The organism is Paenibacillus sp. J22P165 (assembly GCF_059692015.1).
Genome location: NZ_JCAUAP010000007.1, coordinates 398,557 through 421,093, shown reverse-complemented (window position 1 = coordinate 421,093; position 22,537 = coordinate 398,557). Strand labels below are relative to the sequence as shown.

At 46.8% G+C, this 22,537-nt stretch carries 17 protein-coding genes; 15 read left to right on the top strand and 2 right to left on the bottom strand.

The genetic code is table 11. The features are described 5' to 3' along the window. Positions 1-67: 67 nt before the first annotated feature. The 6 genes from AC58QM_RS19405 to AC58QM_RS19380 all read left to right on the top strand — a co-directional run bounded on the left by AC58QM_RS19405 (position 68) and on the right by AC58QM_RS19380 (position 8,996). On the top strand, positions 68-2,173 hold the full coding sequence (locus AC58QM_RS19405) for a PAS domain S-box protein (protein ID WP_497286510.1): 2,106 nt from the start codon (positions 68-70) through the stop codon (positions 2,171-2,173). 135 nt (positions 2,174-2,308) lie between these two features. Further along, positions 2,309-3,460 carry a Gfo/Idh/MocA family protein gene (locus AC58QM_RS19400; RefSeq protein WP_497286509.1) on the top strand — a complete coding sequence of 384 codons (1,152 nt, stop codon included), beginning with the start codon at positions 2,309-2,311 and terminating at the stop codon, positions 3,458-3,460. Positions 3,461-3,480: 20 nt separating this feature from the next. Beyond that, entirely contained in the window at positions 3,481-4,554 is a 1,074-nt protein-coding gene (locus AC58QM_RS19395; RefSeq protein ID WP_497286508.1) for a Gfo/Idh/MocA family protein, read from the top strand. Positions 4,555-4,735: 181 nt separating this feature from the next. Further along, positions 4,736-6,442 (top strand): DNA repair helicase XPB, encoded by a 1,707-nt coding sequence (locus tag AC58QM_RS19390; RefSeq protein WP_497286507.1) that lies wholly within the window; start codon positions 4,736-4,738, stop codon positions 6,440-6,442. Continuing rightward, positions 6,432-8,495 carry a helicase-associated domain-containing protein gene (locus AC58QM_RS19385; protein WP_497286506.1) on the top strand — a complete coding sequence of 688 codons (2,064 nt, stop codon included), beginning with the start codon at positions 6,432-6,434 and terminating at the stop codon, positions 8,493-8,495. Before AC58QM_RS19390 ends, AC58QM_RS19385 begins: the two co-directional genes overlap by 11 nt. A 51-nt stretch (positions 8,496-8,546) precedes the next feature. Next, entirely contained in the window at positions 8,547-8,996 is a 450-nt protein-coding gene (locus tag AC58QM_RS19380; RefSeq protein ID WP_310227249.1) for a YlbF/YmcA family competence regulator, read from the top strand. A 7-nt stretch (positions 8,997-9,003) separates the two neighbouring features. Here the strand turns inward: AC58QM_RS19380 and AC58QM_RS19375 are convergent, their stop codons facing one another. Beyond that, a complete protein-coding gene (locus AC58QM_RS19375; RefSeq protein ID WP_497286505.1) occupies positions 9,004-10,008 on the bottom strand; it encodes an asparaginase in 1,005 nt (334 codons plus the stop codon). A gap of 47 nt (positions 10,009-10,055) precedes the next feature. Between AC58QM_RS19375 and AC58QM_RS19370 the strand changes: the two genes are divergently transcribed. The 5 genes from AC58QM_RS19370 (at position 10,056) to galU (ending at position 13,790) form a co-directional block, all read left to right on the top strand. Beyond that, positions 10,056-10,319 (top strand): YlbG family protein, encoded by a 264-nt coding sequence (locus AC58QM_RS19370; protein ID WP_056612401.1) that lies wholly within the window; start codon positions 10,056-10,058, stop codon positions 10,317-10,319. Positions 10,320-10,588: 269 nt separating this feature from the next. After that, positions 10,589-11,026 carry a hypothetical protein gene (locus AC58QM_RS19365; RefSeq protein WP_056612399.1) on the top strand — a complete coding sequence of 146 codons (438 nt, stop codon included), beginning with the start codon at positions 10,589-10,591 and terminating at the stop codon, positions 11,024-11,026. 108 nt (positions 11,027-11,134) lie between these two features. Beyond that, the gene (locus AC58QM_RS19360) at positions 11,135-12,046 is read left to right on the top strand and encodes a selenium metabolism-associated LysR family transcriptional regulator (protein WP_497286504.1); all 912 of its coding nucleotides are present in this window, start codon (positions 11,135-11,137) and stop codon (positions 12,044-12,046) included. A gap of 14 nt (positions 12,047-12,060) precedes the next feature. Next, positions 12,061-12,918, top strand: coding sequence for a PHP domain-containing protein (locus tag AC58QM_RS19355; protein WP_497286503.1), 858 nt, complete (start codon positions 12,061-12,063; stop codon positions 12,916-12,918). Continuing rightward, positions 12,915-13,790 (top strand): UTP--glucose-1-phosphate uridylyltransferase GalU, encoded by an 876-nt coding sequence (gene galU, locus AC58QM_RS19350; RefSeq protein ID WP_497286502.1) that lies wholly within the window; start codon positions 12,915-12,917, stop codon positions 13,788-13,790. Before AC58QM_RS19355 ends, galU begins: the two co-directional genes overlap by 4 nt. Before the next feature lie 63 nt (positions 13,791-13,853). On the opposite strand, the gene AC58QM_RS19345 is transcribed toward galU, so the two are convergent. Then, positions 13,854-15,608 (bottom strand): Rqc2 family fibronectin-binding protein, encoded by a 1,755-nt coding sequence (locus AC58QM_RS19345; protein ID WP_497286501.1) that lies wholly within the window; start codon positions 15,606-15,608, stop codon positions 13,854-13,856. A gap of 270 nt (positions 15,609-15,878) precedes the next feature. Between AC58QM_RS19345 and AC58QM_RS19340 the strand changes: the two genes are divergently transcribed. The 4 genes from AC58QM_RS19340 to AC58QM_RS19325 all read left to right on the top strand — a co-directional run bounded on the left by AC58QM_RS19340 (position 15,879) and on the right by AC58QM_RS19325 (position 22,519). After that, complete coding sequence (locus AC58QM_RS19340) at positions 15,879-18,692, top strand: calcium-translocating P-type ATPase, SERCA-type (RefSeq protein ID WP_497286500.1); 2,814 nt, start codon at positions 15,879-15,881, stop codon at positions 18,690-18,692. Positions 18,693-18,857: 165 nt separating this feature from the next. Beyond that, entirely contained in the window at positions 18,858-19,688 is an 831-nt protein-coding gene (dapF, locus tag AC58QM_RS19335) for a diaminopimelate epimerase (RefSeq protein ID WP_497286499.1), read from the top strand. A 42-nt stretch (positions 19,689-19,730) separates the two neighbouring features. Further along, entirely contained in the window at positions 19,731-21,605 is a 1,875-nt protein-coding gene (locus AC58QM_RS19330) for a bifunctional homocysteine S-methyltransferase/methylenetetrahydrofolate reductase (RefSeq protein WP_497286498.1), read from the top strand. Positions 21,606-21,634: 29 nt separating this feature from the next. Next, the gene (locus AC58QM_RS19325; RefSeq protein WP_497286497.1) at positions 21,635-22,519 is read left to right on the top strand and encodes a YicC/YloC family endoribonuclease; all 885 of its coding nucleotides are present in this window, start codon (positions 21,635-21,637) and stop codon (positions 22,517-22,519) included. Positions 22,520-22,537: the final 18 nt, after the last annotated feature.

The window sequence follows — 22,537 nt, the reverse complement described above, 5'->3', positions numbered from 1 at the left end:
TACGAGTTACGTCTGGGTAAGCGATAATAATAGACGTAAAAGGGTGAAGGGGGAACGTATACTAAAGATGAACACGCTCGAAGAAAACGCTTCCATAGGATTTATCATACTAGATTCAAATTGGCATTATATATACGCAAATCAGTATGGCGCTAGCGTTTTAAATCGATCGCCTGAGGATCTTATAGGTAAAATGGCGTGGACAGAGTTTCCTGCTGTAATTAGGCACGCCACGTATAGCCATTTTCATCAAGCCCGCAGATCAGGAGAGGAAGTCGTCTTTAAGGAATATGTAAAACTCTCCAATCAATGGATTCATGTGAATGCGTATCCTGTGGGTGACAACTTACATGTTATCATTCGAAAAACTGAAATGCTTGAAAATCATGAAGCCATTGAAAATAATCTGTATCAAAAATATACAGACTATGTGCAAGATCTTATAACGTTGACTGCCACTGACGGCACTCTGCTTTATGTTTCCATTTCGATAAAAGGTTTGCTAGGTTATGAACTCGAGGATATGTATGGGGCCAATATGCTGTCTTTCTGCCATCCGGAGGATCTTGATGGGTTGAAGAAGGTTTTTATGACAGAAGATAAAGAAATGTCGAGTGATCAAGGGACCATATCCTGTCGATTCCTTCATAAGAAGGGTTGGTATGTATGGTTTGAAAACAATTCCAAGTGGTTGCTGGATGAAAAGGGGAAACGCACTCAGAACCTTGGCATTTGGCGAGATATCTCCGAACGAAAGATTGGTGAAGAACGTTTCTTACAAGCTCAGCGGTTAGGACAATTCGGCAGCTTTGAACGAGATCTGGAAGAGGATACGATTTTGTGGTCGGACGAAATGTTTCGCATCCATGGTCTTCAACCGGCTGTACGGATTGATTTGAGTAAAGCGATTGAGCTTATCCAGCTGGATGACCGTGAGAAGGTATGGCTTGCTACGAAACAAGCCGTCCTAAGTGGTGTGTCAGATACCGAATATAGAATTACACGTCAAGATGGGGAAGTCCGACATCTACGTTCTCAAATTGAGCGGGTGATCTTGGATGGTGGCCGAATAGCAGTTCGTGGACTGATTCATGATATTACAACGCACAAACAAATCGAAAATGAGCTCATCCAAAGCAAAGCGAAATTGGAGATTGCGCAAGAAATTGCAGGCTTAGGGCATTATGAGTGGGACGTCATCCATAATGTAGTGTATTTATCAGACGAATTGACGGCGTTATTTGGTTGTCATAATGCGGTTAAACAAATGCCTATGGAAACTCTCATTGACAGCATACATCCTGATGACCAGTCAAACTCAAAGGCAGCAATTAAAAATGCGTTATTACAAGGATCGTTGGATCTCGTTTATCGGGTTGTGGTACGTGAGGAAGTGCGCATTCTACACACGTTAGCAAGAACGACATACGACGAGTGGGGGAGAGCGCTGTATTTATTCGGAACGGTACAGGATATTACGCTTCAGAAGCAAACCGAGGAGCTTCTCCGTAAAACAGAAAAGCTGCATGTTGCTGGTCAACTGGCGGCTGGCATCGCGCATGAGATTCGTAATCCACTAACAGCGCTTAAGGGCTTTGTGAAACTGATGTGTCATGCAAGTGAAGAGAGTAAGATGCGGTATTATCATATTATGCAAGAAGAGTTTAATCGCATTGAGTTGATACTAGGGGAGCTCTTAATTCTTGCAAAGCCGCAAGCGGTGGCCTACATGCCCCATGATCCATTCCTCATTCTGGAAGAAGTGATTCAATTATTAAATACAGAAGCCATTATGAATAATGTGGAAATTATTTTGAGTGGAGATTCAACTCTGCCGACAGTTAATTGTGAGAGGAATCAAATTAAGCAAGTATTTGTGAATGTCATCAAAAATGCAATTGAAGCAATGCCTTTAGGCGGTATTTTGACGATTACCTCACAAAAGCAAGGAAATGACGTCATATTAAATTTCGTCGATCAGGGCCAAGGTATTTCGGAGGATCGACTGCCGCGAATTGGCGAGCCCTTCTATACGACGAAGGAAAAAGGGACAGGCCTCGGGATGATGGTGAGTTTTACGATTATTGAGGAACATCATGGTCTTATTTCGTATCAGAGTAAGCTTGGCGTGGGAACCTCGGTTAACATTCAACTACCCGCTTCCGAACAGTAAAATTGCGCCTAGTGCATCTAACTGTCAAAGTTCGCAATAAGGTAGTCAATCTGCGACAAGATGCCTCTCGCTAAATATGCTAAAGTGAAAACGTGCTTATTAATTGTGAATCTGACAAGAAAAAGGTGACGTACAGTGGAAAAAGTAAGGATTGGTATCGTTGGTCTGGGGAACATGGGAACTGGACATGCCAAATATTTGGTGAAAAATGAAGTGAAGGGCGGCGTACTTACCGCTATTTGTGAACCACGAGCAGACCGTCTACAGTGGGCGAAGGAGAATCTAGGTGAAGGTGTTCAATTATTTGACAATCTTGACGATTTTCTAGCTTCCGGCTTGATTGATGGTGTTTTGATCGCAACGCCTCACTATGATCACCCTGAAACAGCTGTGCGCGCTTTCCAAGCAGGCTTACACGTTATTTGTGAGAAGCCAGCGGGTGTGTATACGAAACAAGTTCGTCAAATGAACGAAGCTGCTGAAGCTTCAGGTAAAGTTTTCAGTATGATGTATAACCAACGTACAAATCCTCTATATACAAAACTAAAAGATTTGGTTTCTTCTGGCGAGCTTGGTGAAATTCGCAGAACGAACTGGATTATTACCAACTGGTATAGATCACAGAGCTATTACGATTCAGGCGGCTGGCGTGCAACATGGGCTGGTGAAGGCGGCGGCGTACTGATTAATCAGGATCCGCATCAATTAGACCTTTGGCAGTGGACGATTGACATGATGCCGAAACGCGTTCGCGCTTTCTGTTATTTCGGAAAACACCGCAATATCGAAGTTGAAGATGATGTAACTGCTTTTGTTGAATATGAAAATGGTGCTACAGGACTGTTCGTGACCACGACAGGCGAAGCTCCAGGGACTAACCGTTTCGAATTGTCAGGTGACCGCGGTAAAATCGTCATTGAAGACGGGAAATTGACGTTCTGGCGTTTACGTGTTTCCGAAAGAGAATTTAACGAAACGTACAAAGGTGGATTTGGTTCACCAGAGTGCTGGAAATGTGAAATTCCGGTTGAGGGCAAAGAAACGGGTCACATGGGCATTACACAGAACTTTGTTGATGCGATTCTTCATGGAACACCATTGATTGCTCCAGGGGCAGAAGGCATTAAAGGCTTGATGATTTCCAATGCCATCATGCTATCAACGTTCACAGATAACTGGGTTGATTTGCCGATCGATGAAGATCTTTTTGAACAGCATCTACAAGATCGAATCAAAAATTCCAAAAACAATAAAGAGTCTGGCTCCTTTAAAACACTTGACGTCTAATCTCACGGGGGAAATTCAAAATGCAAAAGAATGATGGCATGAATTATGCACCAAAAGGGAAGCCGAACCTTGTTGTTCAAAAAGGGGAGTTTACTTTCGCGGTTGTCGCGTTGGATCATGGCCATATCTATGGTATGACTAACGGACTTCTAGAAGCAGGAGCAGAGCTAAAATGGGTGTATGACCAAGACCCAGCTAAAGTTGCTGCATTTGTGGCCAAGTTTCCTCAGGCTCAGGCAGCAGCGTCTGAAGAGGAAATCTTTCACGATCCTGAAGTGAAGCTGATCGCTGCGGCAGCAGTTCCTTCTGAACGTGGTCCTTTAGGCATTCGCGCGATGGAGCATGGCAAGGACTATTTTACAGATAAAACACCTTTCACTTCGCTGGATCAGCTTGCAGACGCGAAAGCTGTTGTTGAAGCTACAGGGCGTAAATATGCCGTGTATTACAGTGAGCGACTGCACGTGGAAAGTGCTGTTTTCGCGGGTCAATTGATTGAAGAGGGCGCAATTGGGCGCGTTGTTCAAGTCATTGGTCTTGGACCTCACCGCTTGAATGCACCAAGCCGTCCAGATTGGTTTTTCGAGAAGGATAAGTACGGCGGTATTCTAACTGATATCGGCAGCCATCAAATCGAGCAGTTCCTCTTCTATACAGGCTGTAAGGATGCGAAAGTGGTTAGCAGTAAGGTTGCGAATTATCACGCGAAGGATTATCCAGAGCTTGAGGATTTCGGCGATGCGACGCTTATTGGAGACAATGGGGCTACAAACTATTTCCGTGTAGACTGGCTGACACCTAATGGCTTAGGGACATGGGGAGATGGTCGTACGTTGATCCTAGGTACTGAGGGATACATCGAAATGCGTAAATATATTGATATTGCTCGTGATCCGCAAGGGGATCAGCTGTATCTGGTTAACCAACAAGGAGAAAAGCACTACAGTCTGCATGGACAAGTAGGCTTTCCATTCTTTGGTCAGTTGATTTTGGACTGCATACATCGTACGGAAAATGCAATGACACAAGCGCACACGTTCAAAGCGGCTGAATTGTGTTTACTTGCCCAAGCGCAAGCGGTTCGTGTGGAGTAGTTGTACACATCGATGTTTAGCATAATTGCATATGTCATATAACATTCGGGTAGTTAGCGGTAAATTCGCTAGCTGCCCTTTTTGTGTTTCTGTCGTCACGGCAGATAGCGGATAGAACATGGGGCTCATGTTTAAATCTAGTGACTTACCTTCATACTAAGGAAAAAGGAGGGAATACGCGATGACTATGGATCCTTCAAGACCTCTGATCGTACAGAGTGATTTATCAATCCTCCTGGAAACGAATCATCCTGAATTTGAAAAGCTCCAGAGTAAGCTGGCTCGCTTTGCTGATCTCGTGAAAAGCCCTGAGCATCTTCACACTTATCGGGTTACACCGTTATCGTTATGGAATGCAGCTGCAGCGGGAATGGGGTTGGAAGAGATGACAACCTGCTTGCAACAGTATGCCAAATTCGGCGTACCCTCATCTGTTCTTAGCACGATTCGTAAATATACAAAGCGGTACGGCATTTTGCGCATGCTGCATGTGGGGAAGGAACTCTTCTTAGTCAGCGAGGATACTGTTGTTTTCAAAGAAATATGTGCCTATGATTCTTTGCAGAAATATCTCCAGGATACCCGGGGTGAACGGGCTATTGCTATTTCACCGAGCTATCGGGGGATTCTGAAGCAAGAACTGATGAAACTCGGCTATCCGGTAGAGGATTTGGCCTCATACCGCAGCGGCGAATTTCTGAAGATTCCTTGGCGAGATGAAGATCAGATGGATGAGCCATTCCAGCTGCGTGATTATCAAAAGCAAGCCGTAGACGCTTTTCAGCAGGTAGGTCACGGTGGGAGTGGTGTTCTAGTACTTCCTTGCGGAGCGGGAAAAACGGTGGTCGGGATTGCGGCAATGGCGAAAGCAAGCTGTGCTACACTCATCCTTACCTCGAATGTCACTTCTGTGAAGCAATGGAAAAGAGAAATTTTAAGTAAAACCGGGCTGACTAGCGATCAAGTCGGTGAGTATAATGGCACGACGAAAGAGATTAGACCAATCACCATAGCTACCTATCAAATTCTAACGCATCGCGGGAGCAAGGAAGCCGATTTCTCACATTTGCGGCTATTTAGCGAAAGGGAGTGGGGCCTCATTATTTATGATGAGGTTCACCTTCTGCCTGCGCCTGTCTTTCGGGCGACTGCTGAGATACAAGCCACACGCAGACTCGGCTTAACAGCTACCCTAATCAGAGAGGATGGCCTAGAAGGTGATGTCTTCTCTTTGGTCGGGCCCAAGAAGTATGACATGGCGTGGAAGCAACTAGAAACGATGGGATGGCTTGCGAAGGTTACCTGCCAAGAAGTACGCGTACCACTTTCTATACAGGACCGTGATCGTTATTCTGCCTCTGAAGCTAGGCACCAGTTCCGAATTGCAGGGGAGAATACAGCGAAGCTGGATGTCATTGATCATTTGCTGAAGCTCCATCCAGATGAACCGACGCTAATTATCGGTCAGTATATTGATCAACTCGAACAGATTGCCGTTCATACTGGTGCACCTATGATCTGTGGCAGTATCCCTCATGAACGGCGGGAGGAGCTCTATGAGCGATTCAAAAAGGGGCAACTTCCGCTGCTCATTGTCTCTAAAGTAGCGAACTTCGCTGTTGATCTCCCAGATGCAGCGATTGCCATTCAAGTTTCGGGAAGTTATGGCTCGAGACAGGAAGAAGCTCAGAGGCTCGGTCGTATCCTTCGGCCGAAACGGAATGGTGAAAACACCGCCGTCTTCTATTCACTCGTAAGCACAGACACTAAGGAACAGGATTTTGCCATGAAGAGGCAGTTATTTCTTGTGGAACAGGGCTATCAATATGAGATCTCAAGCTGGGATCAAGAGCTAAGCGTGGAGGTAGGCATGGAAAATGAAGTATGAGCACGTGGAAAGGAAAATGCCGGTCTCATTAAAGGAAGTCATCGTAAGACAACCGTGGTGCGCCACATTTTCAACATCTAATTCAACATTAGGCGAGGTATTGACACCACCTGCTCATTTACTCGAGCTCTCAAGGGAGCTCACAGGAGATGAGAAGCGCACGCTGCGTCTTGTGATGTCGACATTTGGCTGTCTGCCTTTTACAAAGGAGAGGTTGGAAAAGGAAGCGGTGCTTCAAATGTCTGGCGCGCAAATAAGCTTAGGTTTATGGGGACTCCGTCGATATGGGGTCATTGTCGCTTTTCGTAAGTCGTGGGGAGACCAACTGCTTATGTTACCTGAGGATGCCTTTGCGGGGTGGCAACAGGTTCTATTTCCTACACCGATAAATCCCTTTAAAGGGTCAGAAGGTCAACTTGAACCTCTAAGTTCAGGGGGGATTGGCGAATATGTGGGAGATATTGAAGAAGAAGGAGAAAGCCAAATAAATCCCAGAGGATTAGCTCAGCAATTGTTTCTTTTCATGGTCAGTTGTTCGCGGCAGCCTGCACTTCCCCTTACGAATAAAGGAACCTTACATAAGAAGTTAATTCACAAGCTTAGTGAACATGTGAGCCTGCCCAAAAGAATAATTACGATGTCTGGACTTACGTATGCCTTCACAGACGTTTATGACGAGCCTGCCGCGTTGATGTTGGAAATGGCGTTGCAGATGGGTTTTGTTTACAAAAATGAATTGGGTAACGGCTTCCTGATTCATCATCGGCACTTTGAGGAGTGGCTACAAGGCGCATATGAACAACAGCAATTGCAGTTGTATCGCATTTGGCGGCAGGCCTTAATTCCTGCACCAGTTTGGTTAGAGCATGGAATTGCCTTCATGGAGAGGTGCACTTCGCAGCAATGGTATAGTTTGAATGAACTAACCCAAGCCATTTTGGCTTGTTGTTCAATCTTCCGAAAAACGATGGACGAGGCTTCACTACAAGAGGATTTACTAACGGTTTGGATGAAGCCATTGGCCTCTTTTCGTTTTATTGAATTAGCGCAAGATCAGGAAGAAGATCTTTGGTTCAAATGGCACGTCAACCCGCAACACATTGCCGATGCCAATCAAGACTTAGACAGAGAGCCGTCACGCAAGAGCAAGCCGACCCCAACGCTCTACGTTCAGCCCGATTTCGAAGTGCTTCTGCCTCCGGATGTCTCCCTTTACCTGGAATGGCGTATTGCGTCGTTCAGTGACCTCCTGAACTCCGATGTTGTACGTACCTATCGTTTGACCAAGGAGAGCTTTCAACGGGCCTTAGACCATGGACTGAAGAGCGCTGATGTGATTCAACTATTGAAAGACAATTCTTACTACGGAATTCCTGAACAAGTGATCATTACTTTAGAACAGTGGGAAGAGCAAAAGGACAAGCTCTATATGCAAGAGGTTACGCTGCTTCGCTGTCAATCTGTGGAAGTGGCGGAAGCACTGATTCGGAATGAAAAGTGCCGTATGTTGCTCGGTGAGCGGATTGGCGACTCCCATTTTATTATTTCACGTGAGCATGTAAAAGATGTGACCAAGTGTTTGGAAGCGATGGGCTTTCATCCGAATCAAATTTCCAATATGTCTGTGGAAAAGGAAGAGGTGTTTCCCTCCTTGTCGGAGCCTGCCGTAGGCCTTTGCTACTCGCGAGATACGATTCAATTATATGAAATTGATCCTTATTTGCCCCAGCGGGAGGAATACTATCCAGATATACAGGAGATCCCCGTCAGCTGGATTAAGGAGCTTCGCGACTATCATGCTTCTACACGGAAGGATATGATACGTAAAGCCATCGAATGGAAGAGTGTGCTGCAGTTGAGAAAAGAGGGGCGCGATTGCTTCATCATCCCCCGTATGTTGCGAGAAGATCGGACAGGTTGGATTCTAGAAGGTTGGGAAGAATATCAGGAGATTGCTTGGGCCAGCGAGGATTGGAACGAGATGAAGCTTATATTGCCAGGAATCAACGATGGGGGTGTGAGAGAAAAGGAAGAAACTCTTGGCGAACTGTGATATGATAGAAGTGTTATAGACTTTTTCGCGAGGAAGGATGGGGTTGTCGTAATGTTACAAACAATGGAAACAGAAACACTCGATATGTCGGCTATCCTTATGCAGGCCTACGATATGGGGGATATGATTAATTCTTCTGCGGAAGTTGCAGATTATTTATATTGGAAGACCGCGGTTGAGAACAGCAAGGAAGTTAAAGATTTGCAAGCTGTTTTTGCTAGAAAGAAAGATGCTTTTGAGGAATGCGAGCGTTTTGGTCATTACCACCCTAGTTATCACGATGCATTAGCCGCTGTGAATGACGTGCAGGAGAAGCTGCTTGCAGTGGAAGCTGTTCGTAAATATAAAGAAGCTGAAGATCGTTTGGACGACTTGTTGTTTACAGTTTCCACGACGATCGCTCATGCTGTATCGGATTCGATTAAAGTTCCAAGTAACAACCCGTTACCAACGGGAAAAGGCTGCAGCTCCGGTGGAAGCTGCAGCGGGAATTGCGGTTAAAACTGGTCTACAGGCGGAAATCAGGTCGGATTCGTCCGACCTCGGTTCCTTGCCAATTGTGCACAGCCGGCGTATGGAATGTCGCGAGCTCGCTGACTTCGGCTTCGGAGAGATATTGAAGCTGCTTAAGCGCCTCGACAACCGCGGGATACAGAGCACGAATATTCCCGTCTTCCACTTTTAAGACGATGCCGATTGCCAGCTCTGGTATGGAGAGAGCGAAGATGCCTTCGGCGCCCATTTTACCAATGATTCGTCCTTTGGTTACCTCGATTAATCGCGTATCGAAGCGGTCGCTTCCTGCGAGGAATTGAGGATATTTTCGCACAGCCTCGACAATTCTCTGGCAAGCGTTTGCACGCTCGGCAGATAGCCCATCAGGGCTGCCCAAACGGGCAAAAGCAAGGGCGAGACGGTTGATTGGCATGCCGAATACGGGGACGCCGCAGCCGTCAATACCTAGTTCGATCTGCTCCTTCGGCACATCTGACATTGCGCTCACAGCATCTAACATTAGGACTTGAACAGGATGCTCTGGACTCATGTACGTATCTGGTGAAGCACCCAGATGGCTGTTAAGGGATAGCATACCCGAATGTTTGCCCGAGCAATTGTTATGCAAGGTTGACGGGGATTCTCCCCGTTCGCGCATCGCCTGTGCAGTTGCTGCGTGGTACGGTTCGTGCGCACCGCATTGCAGGTGCTTGGCATGATAACCGAGCTTGCCCAGTATGCCTCGGGCAGTGTCCACGTGCTCAGCTTCCCCATTGTGGGAAGCACAGATTAGGGCAATTTCGGCCTCGGTCAGGCCGAAATGATCAGCGGCGCCGGATTCAATGACCGGCAGCGCTTGAATCAGCTTCGCCGTTGAACGGGCGAAGGTGAGTAACTGTGGATCGCCTGCACCGTGCAGGAGCGTTCCTCGGGTGTCCACGACAGCGAGGTGGATGCGATGTATGCTTTCCGTTATATGTCCGCGAGACACGCGGACAATAGTGTCTGATGGCTTCATGTTGTGAGATCACTCCATACTAGGATTATTGAAAAGAGGTTGCAATCATGATGATTGAGCGAAGCGGATTAATCATTTGGGTGAACGATATCAAAGCCGCCAGAAATTTGGAGCGGTTCGGTTCCCTTCATTACATATCCAAGAAAATGAATTATGCAGTTCTTTATATACATGCGAGCAAATTGGAAGAAACCACACGCAGCCTGCTCAAGCTGCCTTACGTGAAGAAGGTAGAGAAATCATACCGTAATGAAATTAAAACGGAATATAGTAGTGACGTGCCTGACAAAACTAGATTTTACACGCTTTGAGGCTGCAGTGCAAAATGAAAGCTTCGCGAGAAGCTTTTTTCTTTTTTTTTGGTCATTTGAAACCCTTGTCATTCAAGACGGTGTGTCATCTCAGTAAGTTTTCTCAATTTTCCGAAAATTAGGCATAGTTTGTTGACTTCATAAATACTTATTAATAATTTTATATATTCTTCCATGGGAAAAAAAGTTATAATGTAGTAAAATATAACTTACAAAGCTTCTGGGAGTAGGTATTGGGTCCCATTTGAACTAGGAAAGGGGATGTGATCATGAAAGATAAGGTGATGGGGCGATGGAGTACTTACGAACCATTCTTCGTACAGCTGGGCGATAAGAAAGTAGCGGATATCGTGATCACGAATCATGCTAAACTAAGATGGAGTGATCGCATTTCAAGTGATAACAATTCACTAGAGGAAATTTGCGCTTTTCTTTGGGAGAAGCTTAAAAATGATAGCATGGTGCCTTATTATCGGAATGAAGAAGACGTATATCTAATTGATGATGATTTAGTAGTTGTGGCGGAATTCTCGCATCTGGAGCACGAGACAGATCTTGTTGGCAATCCTTTACACAAAATGATTATCGTTACCTTTCTAGGAAAAATGTCAGAGACCATGGAGCTGCGTGATTTAAAATCATACTATTCCTGGTTGAGGCACTCTCGTCGTATGACATTGATTAAGAATAGTCGCAAACGTCGCTAATCATGGAATTGATCAGAGTATGTCTGGATGGACATACTCTTTTTTGGCGTTCTTGATGGACTGCACGGGTTCGATTTCATATAATGGAGCTAAGAGAGGCGGTATATCATGGCACTTAACTTTCATCAATTACATATTTTCTATACCGTAGCGGAAAAAGGCAGTTTCTCACATGCCGCCGGTGCGTTACATATGACCCAGCCTGCAGTAACCATGCAGGTACAGTCTCTTGAGGATTACTTCGGCGTAAAGCTCTTTCATCGCAGCACGAAGAAGATTGAATTGTCCGAGGCGGGACGAGCACTGCTGCCTTTCGCCAAAAATAGCATTGAGCTGATTCGTGACACGGACGTCGCAATGTCCAAATTTACAATGATGATTGAAGGACGGCTTCAATTAGGAGCTAGTTTGACGATGGGGGAATATATACTGCCTCGCCTCCTAGGCCCATTCAGCAAGGATTATCCGAACATTTCCGTCTCGATGAAAGTGATGAACACGGCGCAGATCTTGGATGAGGTGCTTAGTCACCAACTCAATTTCGGTCTTGTTGAGGCACCGATCCATCATCCAGATGTCCATACAGAACCGATTCTAAGCGACGAACTGAAACTCATTGTTCCTTCGGATCATCCACTGGCGGATGTCCCGGTGGTTACCCTGGAGGAGTTGTTGAAGTATCCTTTCGTTTTGCGCGAACAAGGCTCTGGTACGAGAAGGGTTATGGAGGAAGAGTTCGCGCGATGCAACATGGATTGTTCCACGATGAAGATTGTCATGGAGCTAGGAAGCACGGGAGCAATTAAATCCGCTGTTGAAGCGGGGTTGGGTATATCCATTTTATCGCAATCATCGGTTAAGCATGAAGTAACGCTAGGACTCTTTAAGGTGAAGAAAATCGAGAATATTACATTTGAGCGCAGCTTTTATGCGATCTATCTAAACTCGACTTTGCTGCCTATTTCAGCAGTAAGCTTCATGACCTTTTTGCGGCAAGAAGATTTAAGTCGGTTTCTATAACAGTGGGGGATATCATGGAGAATCGAAGGGAAGCAGACTTACATTCACATACAACGGCTTCAGATGGGACGCAATCGCCTAGAGCGAACATTCAAATGGCTCTAGACGCAGGGCTAGGTGCAATCGCGATTACGGATCATGATACCATTTCGGGCGTTGCGGAAGCGCTAGAGGCAGGCATGGAACTGGGCATTGTCGTTGTCCCTGGCGTAGAAATCTCAACGGTTGCGAATGGCCAAGATATTCATATTCTCGGTTATTACATGAATATTGAGGATGAACGATTTTTACAGAGATTGTCCTCTTTACGAGATACGAGGGATATTCGTAATGAGATGATTATTGCGCGGTTACAGGAGTTGGGCATCGAAATTACGATGGATGAAGTCTTGAAAGAAGTAGCAAATGTGAAGCGCAAAGGGGACACGGTAGGGCGACCACATATTGCTGCTGTGCTTTTGAATAAAGGCTATGTCAGTACGATTACGGAAGCTTTTGATCGCTATTTGGCTACAGGAGCTGCTGCGTATGCCAATCCACCTCGGATAGAGCCTGCAACGGCGATTGCGTGGATTCATGATGCTGGAGGATCTGCGGTGCTTGCACACCCTGGCCTCTATCAGGATGACGCTCTGGTTGAGGCCATTACTACGCAGGGAATAGACGGTATTGAAGTGTATCATGCTGATCATTCACCCGCAGATGAGGAAAGATATAAGCTCCTCGCTGAGCGCACGGGGCTGCTGATGACCGCGGGATCCGATTTCCATGGTGTGCGCGGCGGTATTGCTTTCCATGCAGCAATCGGTTCCAAACGCATTGGAATGGATGTCGTGGAGCGTTTACAATCTTCGAAGGGGGAACGTTCATGAAGAAAATTCGCAAAGCTATTATTCCAGCAGCAGGACTAGGGACTCGTTTCTTGCCTGCAACCAAAGCGCAGCCCAAGGAAATGCTGCCTATTGTGGATAAACCAGCGATTCAATATATTGTGGAAGAAGCGATTGAGTCCGGCATTGAGGATATTATTATTGTCACCGGGCGTAACAAGCGTGCAATCGAAGATCATTTTGACAAGTCCGTCGAGCTCGAGATGATGCTTGAAGAAAAAGGGAGCACTCAACTGCTGGAGATTGTGAAGTCGGTATCCAATCTGGCCGATGTACATTACATTCGTCAGAAGCAGCCGCTTGGCTTAGGCCATGCTATTCTTTGTGCGCGTAAATTTATCGGGGATGAGCCGTTCGCCGTTCTGCTAGGCGATGATATTCTTCAATCTACTCCGCCAGGGCTTAAACAGATGATGGATATTTATGAGCAAACAGAAACCTCCGTCATTGCGGTTCAAGAGGTGCCTTGGGCGGATGTTAGTAAGTACGGTATTATCTCTCCAGCGACGAGCCGCGCGAATTATCGCTTGATTGAGGATCTGGTAGAGAAACCGGATCGTGATCAAGCACCATCGAATTTAGCGGTAATCGGCCGTTATATCATTATGCCTGAAATTTTTGGCATCCTTGAGAAGCAAGAGCCAGGTCGCGGCGGTGAAATTCAATTAACAGACGCTTTGCGTGTATTGAATAAAGAGCAGCAGATGGCAGCATATCTCATGCAAGCGAAGCGGTATGATGTGGGGGACAAGCTGGGGTATATTGAAGCGACGATTGAACTCGCGTTACAGCGTCCGGATCTGCAAGAGCAAGTTAAGGCCTATCTACTTTCATTAGTTAAGCAATGGGATTAGTCACAGTCATATACATGAAAAACCTATCGAGATGTAGAATCCCGATAGGTTTTTTTGGCATGTCTATTTAATCGTCACTTTCAATTGCTTGATCTCTTCCTCTTCCGGCGTTACATACAGAGTTTTCTGGTTCACATAAATGACAAAGCCGGGCTTCGAGCCGTTTGGCTTATGGACATGCTTGATCGTTGTGTAATCAACAGGAACTTGACTGGAGTTTTTGGCTTGACTGAAGTAGGCAGCTAGCTGCGCTGCTTCAAGCAAGGTTGTGTCGCTGAATTCGCCGCGTATTACGACGTGAGAGCCAGGTATATCCTTCGTGTGCAGCCAGGTATCCATGGATGATGCCAGGCGGTTCGTCAGATATTCGTTCTGCGTATTATTTTTCCCCACATAGATAGGCACGCCCTCGCTCGATTCGTAGCAGGCTAAAGCGGGCTTGTCTTTTTTCTTTTTCTTGCGCTGCTTCTTATTGCGGTCACGCACATAGCCTTGCTCCATAAGTTCATCGCGAATTTCTTCTATATCCGGCAATGAGGCGACACTCAATTGTTGGAGCAGAGTGGTGAGGTAGGTAATTTCTTGATGTGTTTGGGTGATTTGTTCCTCTACGATAGCCGTGCTGTTTTTCAATTTCGTATATTTTTTAAAATAGCGCTGTGCGTTCTCCGCAGGTCCAAGGAGCGGGTCAAGGGTGATGGTGATCATCGCCTGATCTTCCTCATAGTAATTGATGGCTTGTACGGATTTGTCACCCTTTTTTATCGTATGAAGCGAAGCGGTTAATAGCTCGCCTAGGATTCGAAATTTATCCGCATCTTTGGAGTCTTCGATCGTATCCTGGAGTTTTTCCAGTTTTTTAATATTTTTATTGACTTCATTCTGTAAAAACTTCAATAGGTCAGATACACGCTGTTTAACCGTATCTCGTTCGGCCTTGTCGCCATAAAATTGTTCCAAACACGCACTTGGCGTTGGATACGATTTCGTCGTACCTGCGATATGCGTGAGCGGCGTCATCGCAAAGCTCAGCTTGCCGGTCGATTCTTGCTCTACAATAACCGGTTCGTAGCGATTCTCGCGTGTGGCCGTCATGATTTCGCTGAATGATTGCCATAGTGAGACAGTGTCTGCTGCCTCGTTTCGTTGCTTGCTTCGATACACAATTTCTTTGGCAATCAAGGGACTAAGTCCGCTGAATGCTGCAACTAATTGCTGCTCGGGTTGGATTGGCACTGCGCCTTCCTCGTGCGATTGCGTATTCGCTAGCGTTTGTACGAAAGCTTCAGCATCCACTTCTAGTGGATTTTGCTTGTCCTGCTCCGGTGGTGCCACATACTTGCTGCCTGGCATGACAACACGATAAGAGCTAATGGCTGGTGTAACATGATGAATACCATCGAGTATCGTGTCTGTTTCAGGGTCGAGGAGAATGATATTGCTATGGCGTCCCATGATTTCCACAATAATATACTTGAGGGAGACATCACCTAGTTCGTCACGATGACGAATTTGGAAACGAATGACCCGTTCCATGCCAATCTGCTCTACGGCCTCAATGACCCCGCTCTCGCAATATTTGCGAAGCAGCATACAGAACATGGGAGCATCCATTGGATTAATAGATACTTGTTCTGTTGTTTGAACCCGTGGATAAGTAGGGTTAGCAGAAAGCAGCAGTTTCACGTTCTGCCTTTGAGTGCGAATTTGCAGGACAATATCATTTTCACTCGGTTGATGAATTTTATTAATTCGGCCTCCTACATACATTTGAAGCTCGTGAACAATTGCATGAAGGACGAGTCCGTCTAAAGCCATGATGCATACAACTCCATTCTTTGGGGCTAGTTGCCTTTCGCGACTGTAATTTCGCAACCAGTTCCGTGGCTGACAACGTTGCTAATCTCTATGATGCCATACTTTTCACAAAAACTTAAGGGGCTCTGGGAAGGAAAGATGATTTCAGGGATATTTTCCTGCTTGTCTGAATACAAATACGTATAAGCGTATGCTTCCGAAGCGAGTTTTTCTTCGAAAAACTTTAAAGTGTGAGACAAGATCAAGTGGATGTGGGAGGGAGAAGGGCGGATGAGTCAGAATAAGTGGTACCAGTTGAACTCGGAGGATGTCTTGCAATTGCAGCAGGTGGATATACAGCAAGGATTGCCCTGGGAAGAAGCTTGGAAACGTCAGGCTGAGGTAGGGCGAAACGAGCTCTCAGAGGGGCAGCGTGTATCACCAATCACACTGCTCTTAAATCAATTTAAAGATTTCATGGTGCTGGTCCTATTGGGGGCGACTCTAATATCCGGCTTGCTAGGTGAATATTTAGATGCGATTACGATTGTCGTCATTATTGTGATGAATGGGATTTTGGGCTTCACCCAAGAATTTCGAGCGGAACGCTCACTTCGTGCACTGAAAGAGCTGTCTGCACCTAATGCGAATGTTTGGAGAGAAGGGGCTGTACATCAAATTCCGGCGCGTGATCTGGTTCCAGGTGATATTGTATTCCTGGAGAGCGGCGACAGAGTCCCGGCGGATGTCCGCTTTTTGGAGACCAATGGCGTCTATATCGAGGAGTCGGCCTTAACCGGGGAGTCCATTGCTGTTAGTAAAACGATTGCTGCTATTCCTCATGATGAAGTTCCGCTGGGGGATCAACGTAATCTGGGCTTCATGGGGACGATGGTTTCTCGTGGTACGGCGAAAGCAGTTGTTGTTCGAATCGGGATGGGCACAGAAATGGGCAAAATCGCTGACCTGATTCAAAATACCGAATCCATGGAAACGCCCCTGCAGCATCGTTTGGAGCAATTAGGTAAAATTTTAATTATCGTCGCCATTGCATTGACCATTCTTGTTGTTGTAGCAGGTATTATGCATGGACAACCACCTTATGCCATGTTCTTGGCTGGCGTCAGCTTAGCCGTTGCGGCTATCCCTGAAGGGCTCCCAGCGATTGTAACGATTGCACTGGCTCTAGGTGTACAACGAATGATTAAACGCAAAGCTATCGTTAGAAAGCTGCCTTCAGTTGAAACATTAGGTTGTGCTTCCGTCATATGCTCAGATAAAACAGGAACGTTAACGCAGAACAAAATGACAGTCACTCATTTGTGGGTCGGCGGTGATGTGTTAGAGGTAACGGGAGACGGTTATGCGCCGGTTGGTAACATTCTGTTAAGTGGCCAGCATACCGATGTGCATAAGCATCCTTCACTCTCGAAGTTGCTTCATGTGTCAGCTCTTTGTAATAACGCAACCTTAATTGAAGAGAAGCAGGAAACGAAGCGGAAAAAAGGGAAAGATGGCGCAGAGGGTTCTACTTCCATTTGGAATATCAAAGGGGATCCAACCGAAGGTGCTTTAGTCGTTCTGAGTGCCAAGAGTGGGATTACCCAAGTTTCGCTCCGTGAAAAATATAAAAGAATAGCTGAGTTTCCTTTCGACTCGGAGCGTAAACGGATGTCCGTCCTCGTGTCCTCTGAAAATGGCCGCATGGCTTGTACGAAAGGGGCACCGGATGTACTGTTACAGCATTGCAGTTACATTCTGTGGGAGGGCAAAGTCATTCCATTCACCTCTACGTTGAAGCAAAAGGTCATCTCAGCGAACGAAGGTATGGCCAAATCAGCACTGCGTGTGTTGGGTATTGCCTATAAGGAGCTTAAAGCAAGTGATCGGTTTGACGATCATGAGGATGTCGAAAATGGCTTAGTCTTCGTAGGTTTAACCGGTATGATTGATCCTCCGCGTAAGGAAGTGCGTGATGCGATCTCTAAATGCCGTAAAGCCGGCATTAAGACGGTTATGATTACAGGTGATCATCAAACAACAGCTGAAGCTATTGCAAAGCAGTTGGGTATGATTCCAACCAACGGTGTAAGTATGAGCGGGCAGCAGATCGGCCAGCTTTCGGATGATGAGCTGGATGCCAAAGTCAACGATACATACGTCTATGCTAGGGTTTCTCCAGAGCATAAGCTTAGAATCGTTAAATCGTTGCAACGTAATGGGCACGTTGTTGCTATGACGGGTGATGGAGTCAACGATGCCCCAGCGATTAAAGCTGCGGATATCGGGATTGCTATGGGGATTACGGGCACTGATGTATCAAAAGAGGCCTCATCTTTAATTCTTAGTGATGATAATTTCTCAACCATCGTTGCAGCGATTGAAGAGGGACGCAGCATTTATGAAAATATCCGTAAATTCATTCGTTATTTGCTGGCATCCAACGTAGGGGAGATTATGACGATGTTTATCGCCATGATGGCGGGACTTCCGCTCCCGCTCGTGCCAATTCAGATTTTGTGGGTAAACTTGGTCACCGATGGTCTGCCAGCCATGGCACTGGGTGTGGATCAAGCAGAGAAAGACTTAATGCAGCATAAGCCGCGTTCGGCGAAAGAAAGTATTTTTGCAAGACGCTTAGGCTGGAAAATTATTTCCCGAGGCATACTCATTGGGGTATGTACACTAGGTGCCTTCTGGCTCATCTTACGTGTGAATCCATCCGATGCAGATACATTATTGAAAGCACAAAGTGTCGCGTTTGCGACCCTAGTTATGGCGCAGCTCATCCATGTGTTTGATTGTCGCAGCTCACGTTCCATTTTCCACCGCAATCCTTTGCAAAATAAGTACTTAGTGCTTGCTGTATTGTCATCGCTCATTCTTATGCTCGGCGTGATGTATGTCGATGCATTGCAACCGATCTTCAAAACTGTTCCACTGGGATGGAAGGACTGGATTCTCATTCTTGTTGCAGCGGGTATTCCGACGTTCTTTATGGGCTTGGGCAGTGTATTGTCGCCAAAACGCAACAAAGGCTCCAGAGGTTCGAGAGGTTCGAGCGCTTCTGTGTACAGTAAATCTTCGAAGCCGAGTTTTAGATAAGAGAAGTGAAAAAAGCTGCCGTGAGGCGGCTTTTTCATTGTATTTTTGTTTCTAAGCAAGATGTGGCGATTTCGCGACTATGACCGTGCTTTGAGGGGGTAGGGCTATGCATACCATCGATTTTACGCTATGATAATGGCTAAACCGCACATAGGGGTGCTTGACATGAATTTTACGAAAATGCATGGACTTGGCAATGACTTTATCGTCGTAGCCGGAGAGAAAGAGCTGCCTGCCGGGGCTGACCAGCTGGCTATTCAGCTGTGTAATCGATTTTTTAGCATCGGTGCTGACGGCGTCGTCTTTATTCTTCCTTCCGAAAAAGCAGATTTTCAAATGCGCATTATTAACTCAGATGGGTCAGAAGCCGAACAATGTGGCAACGCGATCCGCTGTGTTTCCAAATATGTGTACGACCATAAGTTGATTGATGCAACAGAAATTACGATTGAAACCATTGGTGCTGGTGTACAGAAAGTTCAAGTGCACGTGCAAGATGGTAAAGTTGTGACCGCTCGTGTGGACATGGGAGAGCCCATTCTTCAAGGACTTCAGGTGCCAACGACGGTAGATGCCAACGCGGTGATCGATTACCCGATTGAAGTAGATGGCAGATCGTTTCGTTTCACAGCAGTGTCCATGGGGAACCCGCATTGTGTCATTTATGTGGAGGATGCAGTGAATTTTGACCTCGCTACATGGGGGCCGAAGCTTGAAGCACATCCGATGTTTCCGCGCAAAATAAATGTCGAATTCGCAACCGTTCGCGACCGTGCTTACACAGATATGCGTGTTTGGGAGCGAGGTGCTGGGCCAACGCTAGCTTGCGGAACAGGCGCGTGTGCTACGCTAGTTTCCTCTGTGCTGAATGGTTTGTCGGATCGTGAGGCGACGGTTTCACTTAAAGGTGGAGACTTGTTCATCGAGTGGCTGGAAGCGGATAATCACGTCTATATGACGGGACCTGCAGAAGAAGTATTTGCAGGCAAACTATAAGAATATAGGCTTTACATGTCGGATAGATAGGGGAAATGACGCATGAAATTGGATCTTCGTACCGCGCTGCAACGGGAGATTTTGACCGGTGACGGCGCAATGGGGACATACTTATATCAGATGGGATTTCCCGTCGGCATTTCATATGAAGAATTGAATTTGCTTAGACCGGAAACGGTCGCTGACGTGCACCGCCGTTATTTCGAGGCAGGTGCTCGTCTTATTGAAACGAATACGTTTTCGGCGAATCGGGAGAAATTGTCGAAATATGGGTTGGAAGGCGACGTTGAAGCTATCAATCGTGCTGGTGTTGAATTGGCTAGGAATGCGGTTGGCGACGACGCTTATGTAGTGGGGGCTATCGGCTCTATTCGTGCTGGCAAGCGCAAAAACGTAAGAACTTCTGACGTGGAGGAGTCGCTGCGAGAGCAAATCAGCGTTTTGTTAGACTCACCCGTGGATGGGTTATTGCTGGAGACCTTCTATGATTTAGAAGAGTTGCAGCTAGCCTTGCGGATTATCCGCAGTATGAGCGGACTTCCTGTGATCTGCCAGTTTGCGAATGAAGGTACAGGCAGTACGCAAGACGGCGTACCGTTGCAAGAAGCTTTTCTGCGTCTGCGTGATGAAGGTGCTGACGTGATCGGCTTTAACTGCCGCGTCGGCCCGAACGGGATTCTGCGTTCGATGGAGAAAATCGCGCCTATTCCTGGTATTCCATTCTCGGCGTTTCCTAACGCAGGTTTGCCCGACTACGTAGACGGGCACTATACGTATGCAGCGACGCCGAAGTACTTCGCCGAAAGCGCGTTGCGATTCGCTGATCTAGGCGCGCGCATCATTGGCGGCTGCTGCGGCACAACGCCGGAGCACATCGCTGCTGTGGCGAAGGCGCTGCAAGGCTACGTGCCGGCTGCGCCTGGCACAATCCCCTCGGGAGCTGCGGCGATTGTGCTCGAGCCGGCACCGGCGAAGCCTGCGCCGCCGGCGGGCATCCCTTCGCTGCTGGAGATCGTGAAGCAGCGCAAAACCGTCATTGTCGAGCTGGATCCTCCGAAGGATCTCGACATCGAGAAGTTCATGCAGGGCTCGAAGGCCCTGCAGGATGCGCATGTCGACGCCATTACGATGGCCGACAATTCTCTTGCCGTGACGCGCATGAGCAACCTAGCCCTCGGCTACCTCGTGCAGGAGCGTTTGGGCGCGCGTCCGCTCATTCACATCGCGTGTCGTGACCGCAACATGATCGGGACCCAGTCCCATCTCATGGGCTTGCACGCGCTGGGCATAGACCACGTGCTGGCCGTGACCGGCGATCCCGCCAAGTTCGGCGATCTTCCGGGGTCCAGCTCTGTATACGATCTCACCTCATTCGAAATTATTCGAATGATCAAACAGCTCAACGAAGGCATCGCCTTCTCTGGTAAACCGTTGAAGCAGAAGGCTAACTTCGTCGTTGGTGCGGCATTCAACCCGAATGTGAAGCATTTAGATAAAGCCGTTCAGCGCTTGGAGCGCAAGATTGAGGCAGGCGCAGATTATATCATGACGCAGCCTGTGTACGATGCAAAGCTCATTAAAGATATTTATGAAGCGACCAAGCATTTACAAATTCCTATTTTCATCGGTATCGCTCCACTTGCTAGTGGTGGCAATGCCGAATACCTGCACAATGAGGTTCCTGGTATTCGATTGTCCGATGAAGTACGGGCGCGCATGGATGGTTTGAAGGGACCAGAAGGTCGTGCTATGGGTGTGGAAATTGCCAAAGAACTGCTGGATACGGCGATGGAATACTTTAATGGTATTTATTTAATGACTCCCTTTCTGGCCTATGAAATGTGCGTAGATCTGACGAACTACGTGTGGGAAAAGTCGAAAAGGCATGATTTCCACTTGTACCCACTTTCAAAATGAATTAAAATAGGGTAATGGATGTGATTAGAATGATTTGCAGTATGACCGGGTTCGGACAAGCGAATCGTTCTTTTGCGGGATACAACGTGTTTATCGATGTGAAATCGGTCAATCATAGGTATAGTGAAGTGTCTATTCGTTTGCCTAAGGAATGGGCAGCTTTTGAGGACGCTTTGAAGAAAACGGTATTGCATGCTGTGAAGCGAGGTCGTGTAGACGTTTTTATCACGGCAGAACGTGAAGCGGCTTCCCCGAAGAACGTAACGGTTAATTATGCTTTGGCAGATGCTTATCTGGAAGCAGCCCAGCAGTTGAAGCAGCGGTATGGGATCACGGGTCAGGTAGAACTCATTGATTTATTGAGACTTCCTGAGCTGATTCAAATGAAAGATGTACGTCAAGAGCTTGATGACGAGATCGAACAGGAGCTATGCGCCTGTTTGCAGGAGGCTGTCACGCAGTTATCTGTGATGAGACACCGCGAAGGTGAAAACTTAGAGCAGGATATTCGTGAACGGCTAGCCGAGATGAAGCGAATTCATCATGAATTAGAAGCGTTAGCTCCTCAAGTAGTTCAGGAGTATGCGACGAAGATGACCATTCGTATTCAGTCCCTTGTTCTCGATGGAATACCTGTGGATGAGCAGCGCTTAGCGACTGAGATTGCTCTCTTCGCAGATCGTTCTAACGTGGATGAGGAATTAACTCGTCTGAAGAGTCATTTCGGGCAATGTGAATCATTGCTGTTAGACAAAGAGCCTGTGGGCCGAAAGCTGGATTTCTTGATTCAAGAAATGAATCGAGAAGTGAACACGATCGGATCCAAGTCCAATCATTCCGAGCCTACGGCGAGAGTGATTGCGATGAAAGCAGAGCTTGAGAAAATGCGGGAACAAATACAGAATATCGAGTGAAGCTTGCATGCGCTTCGC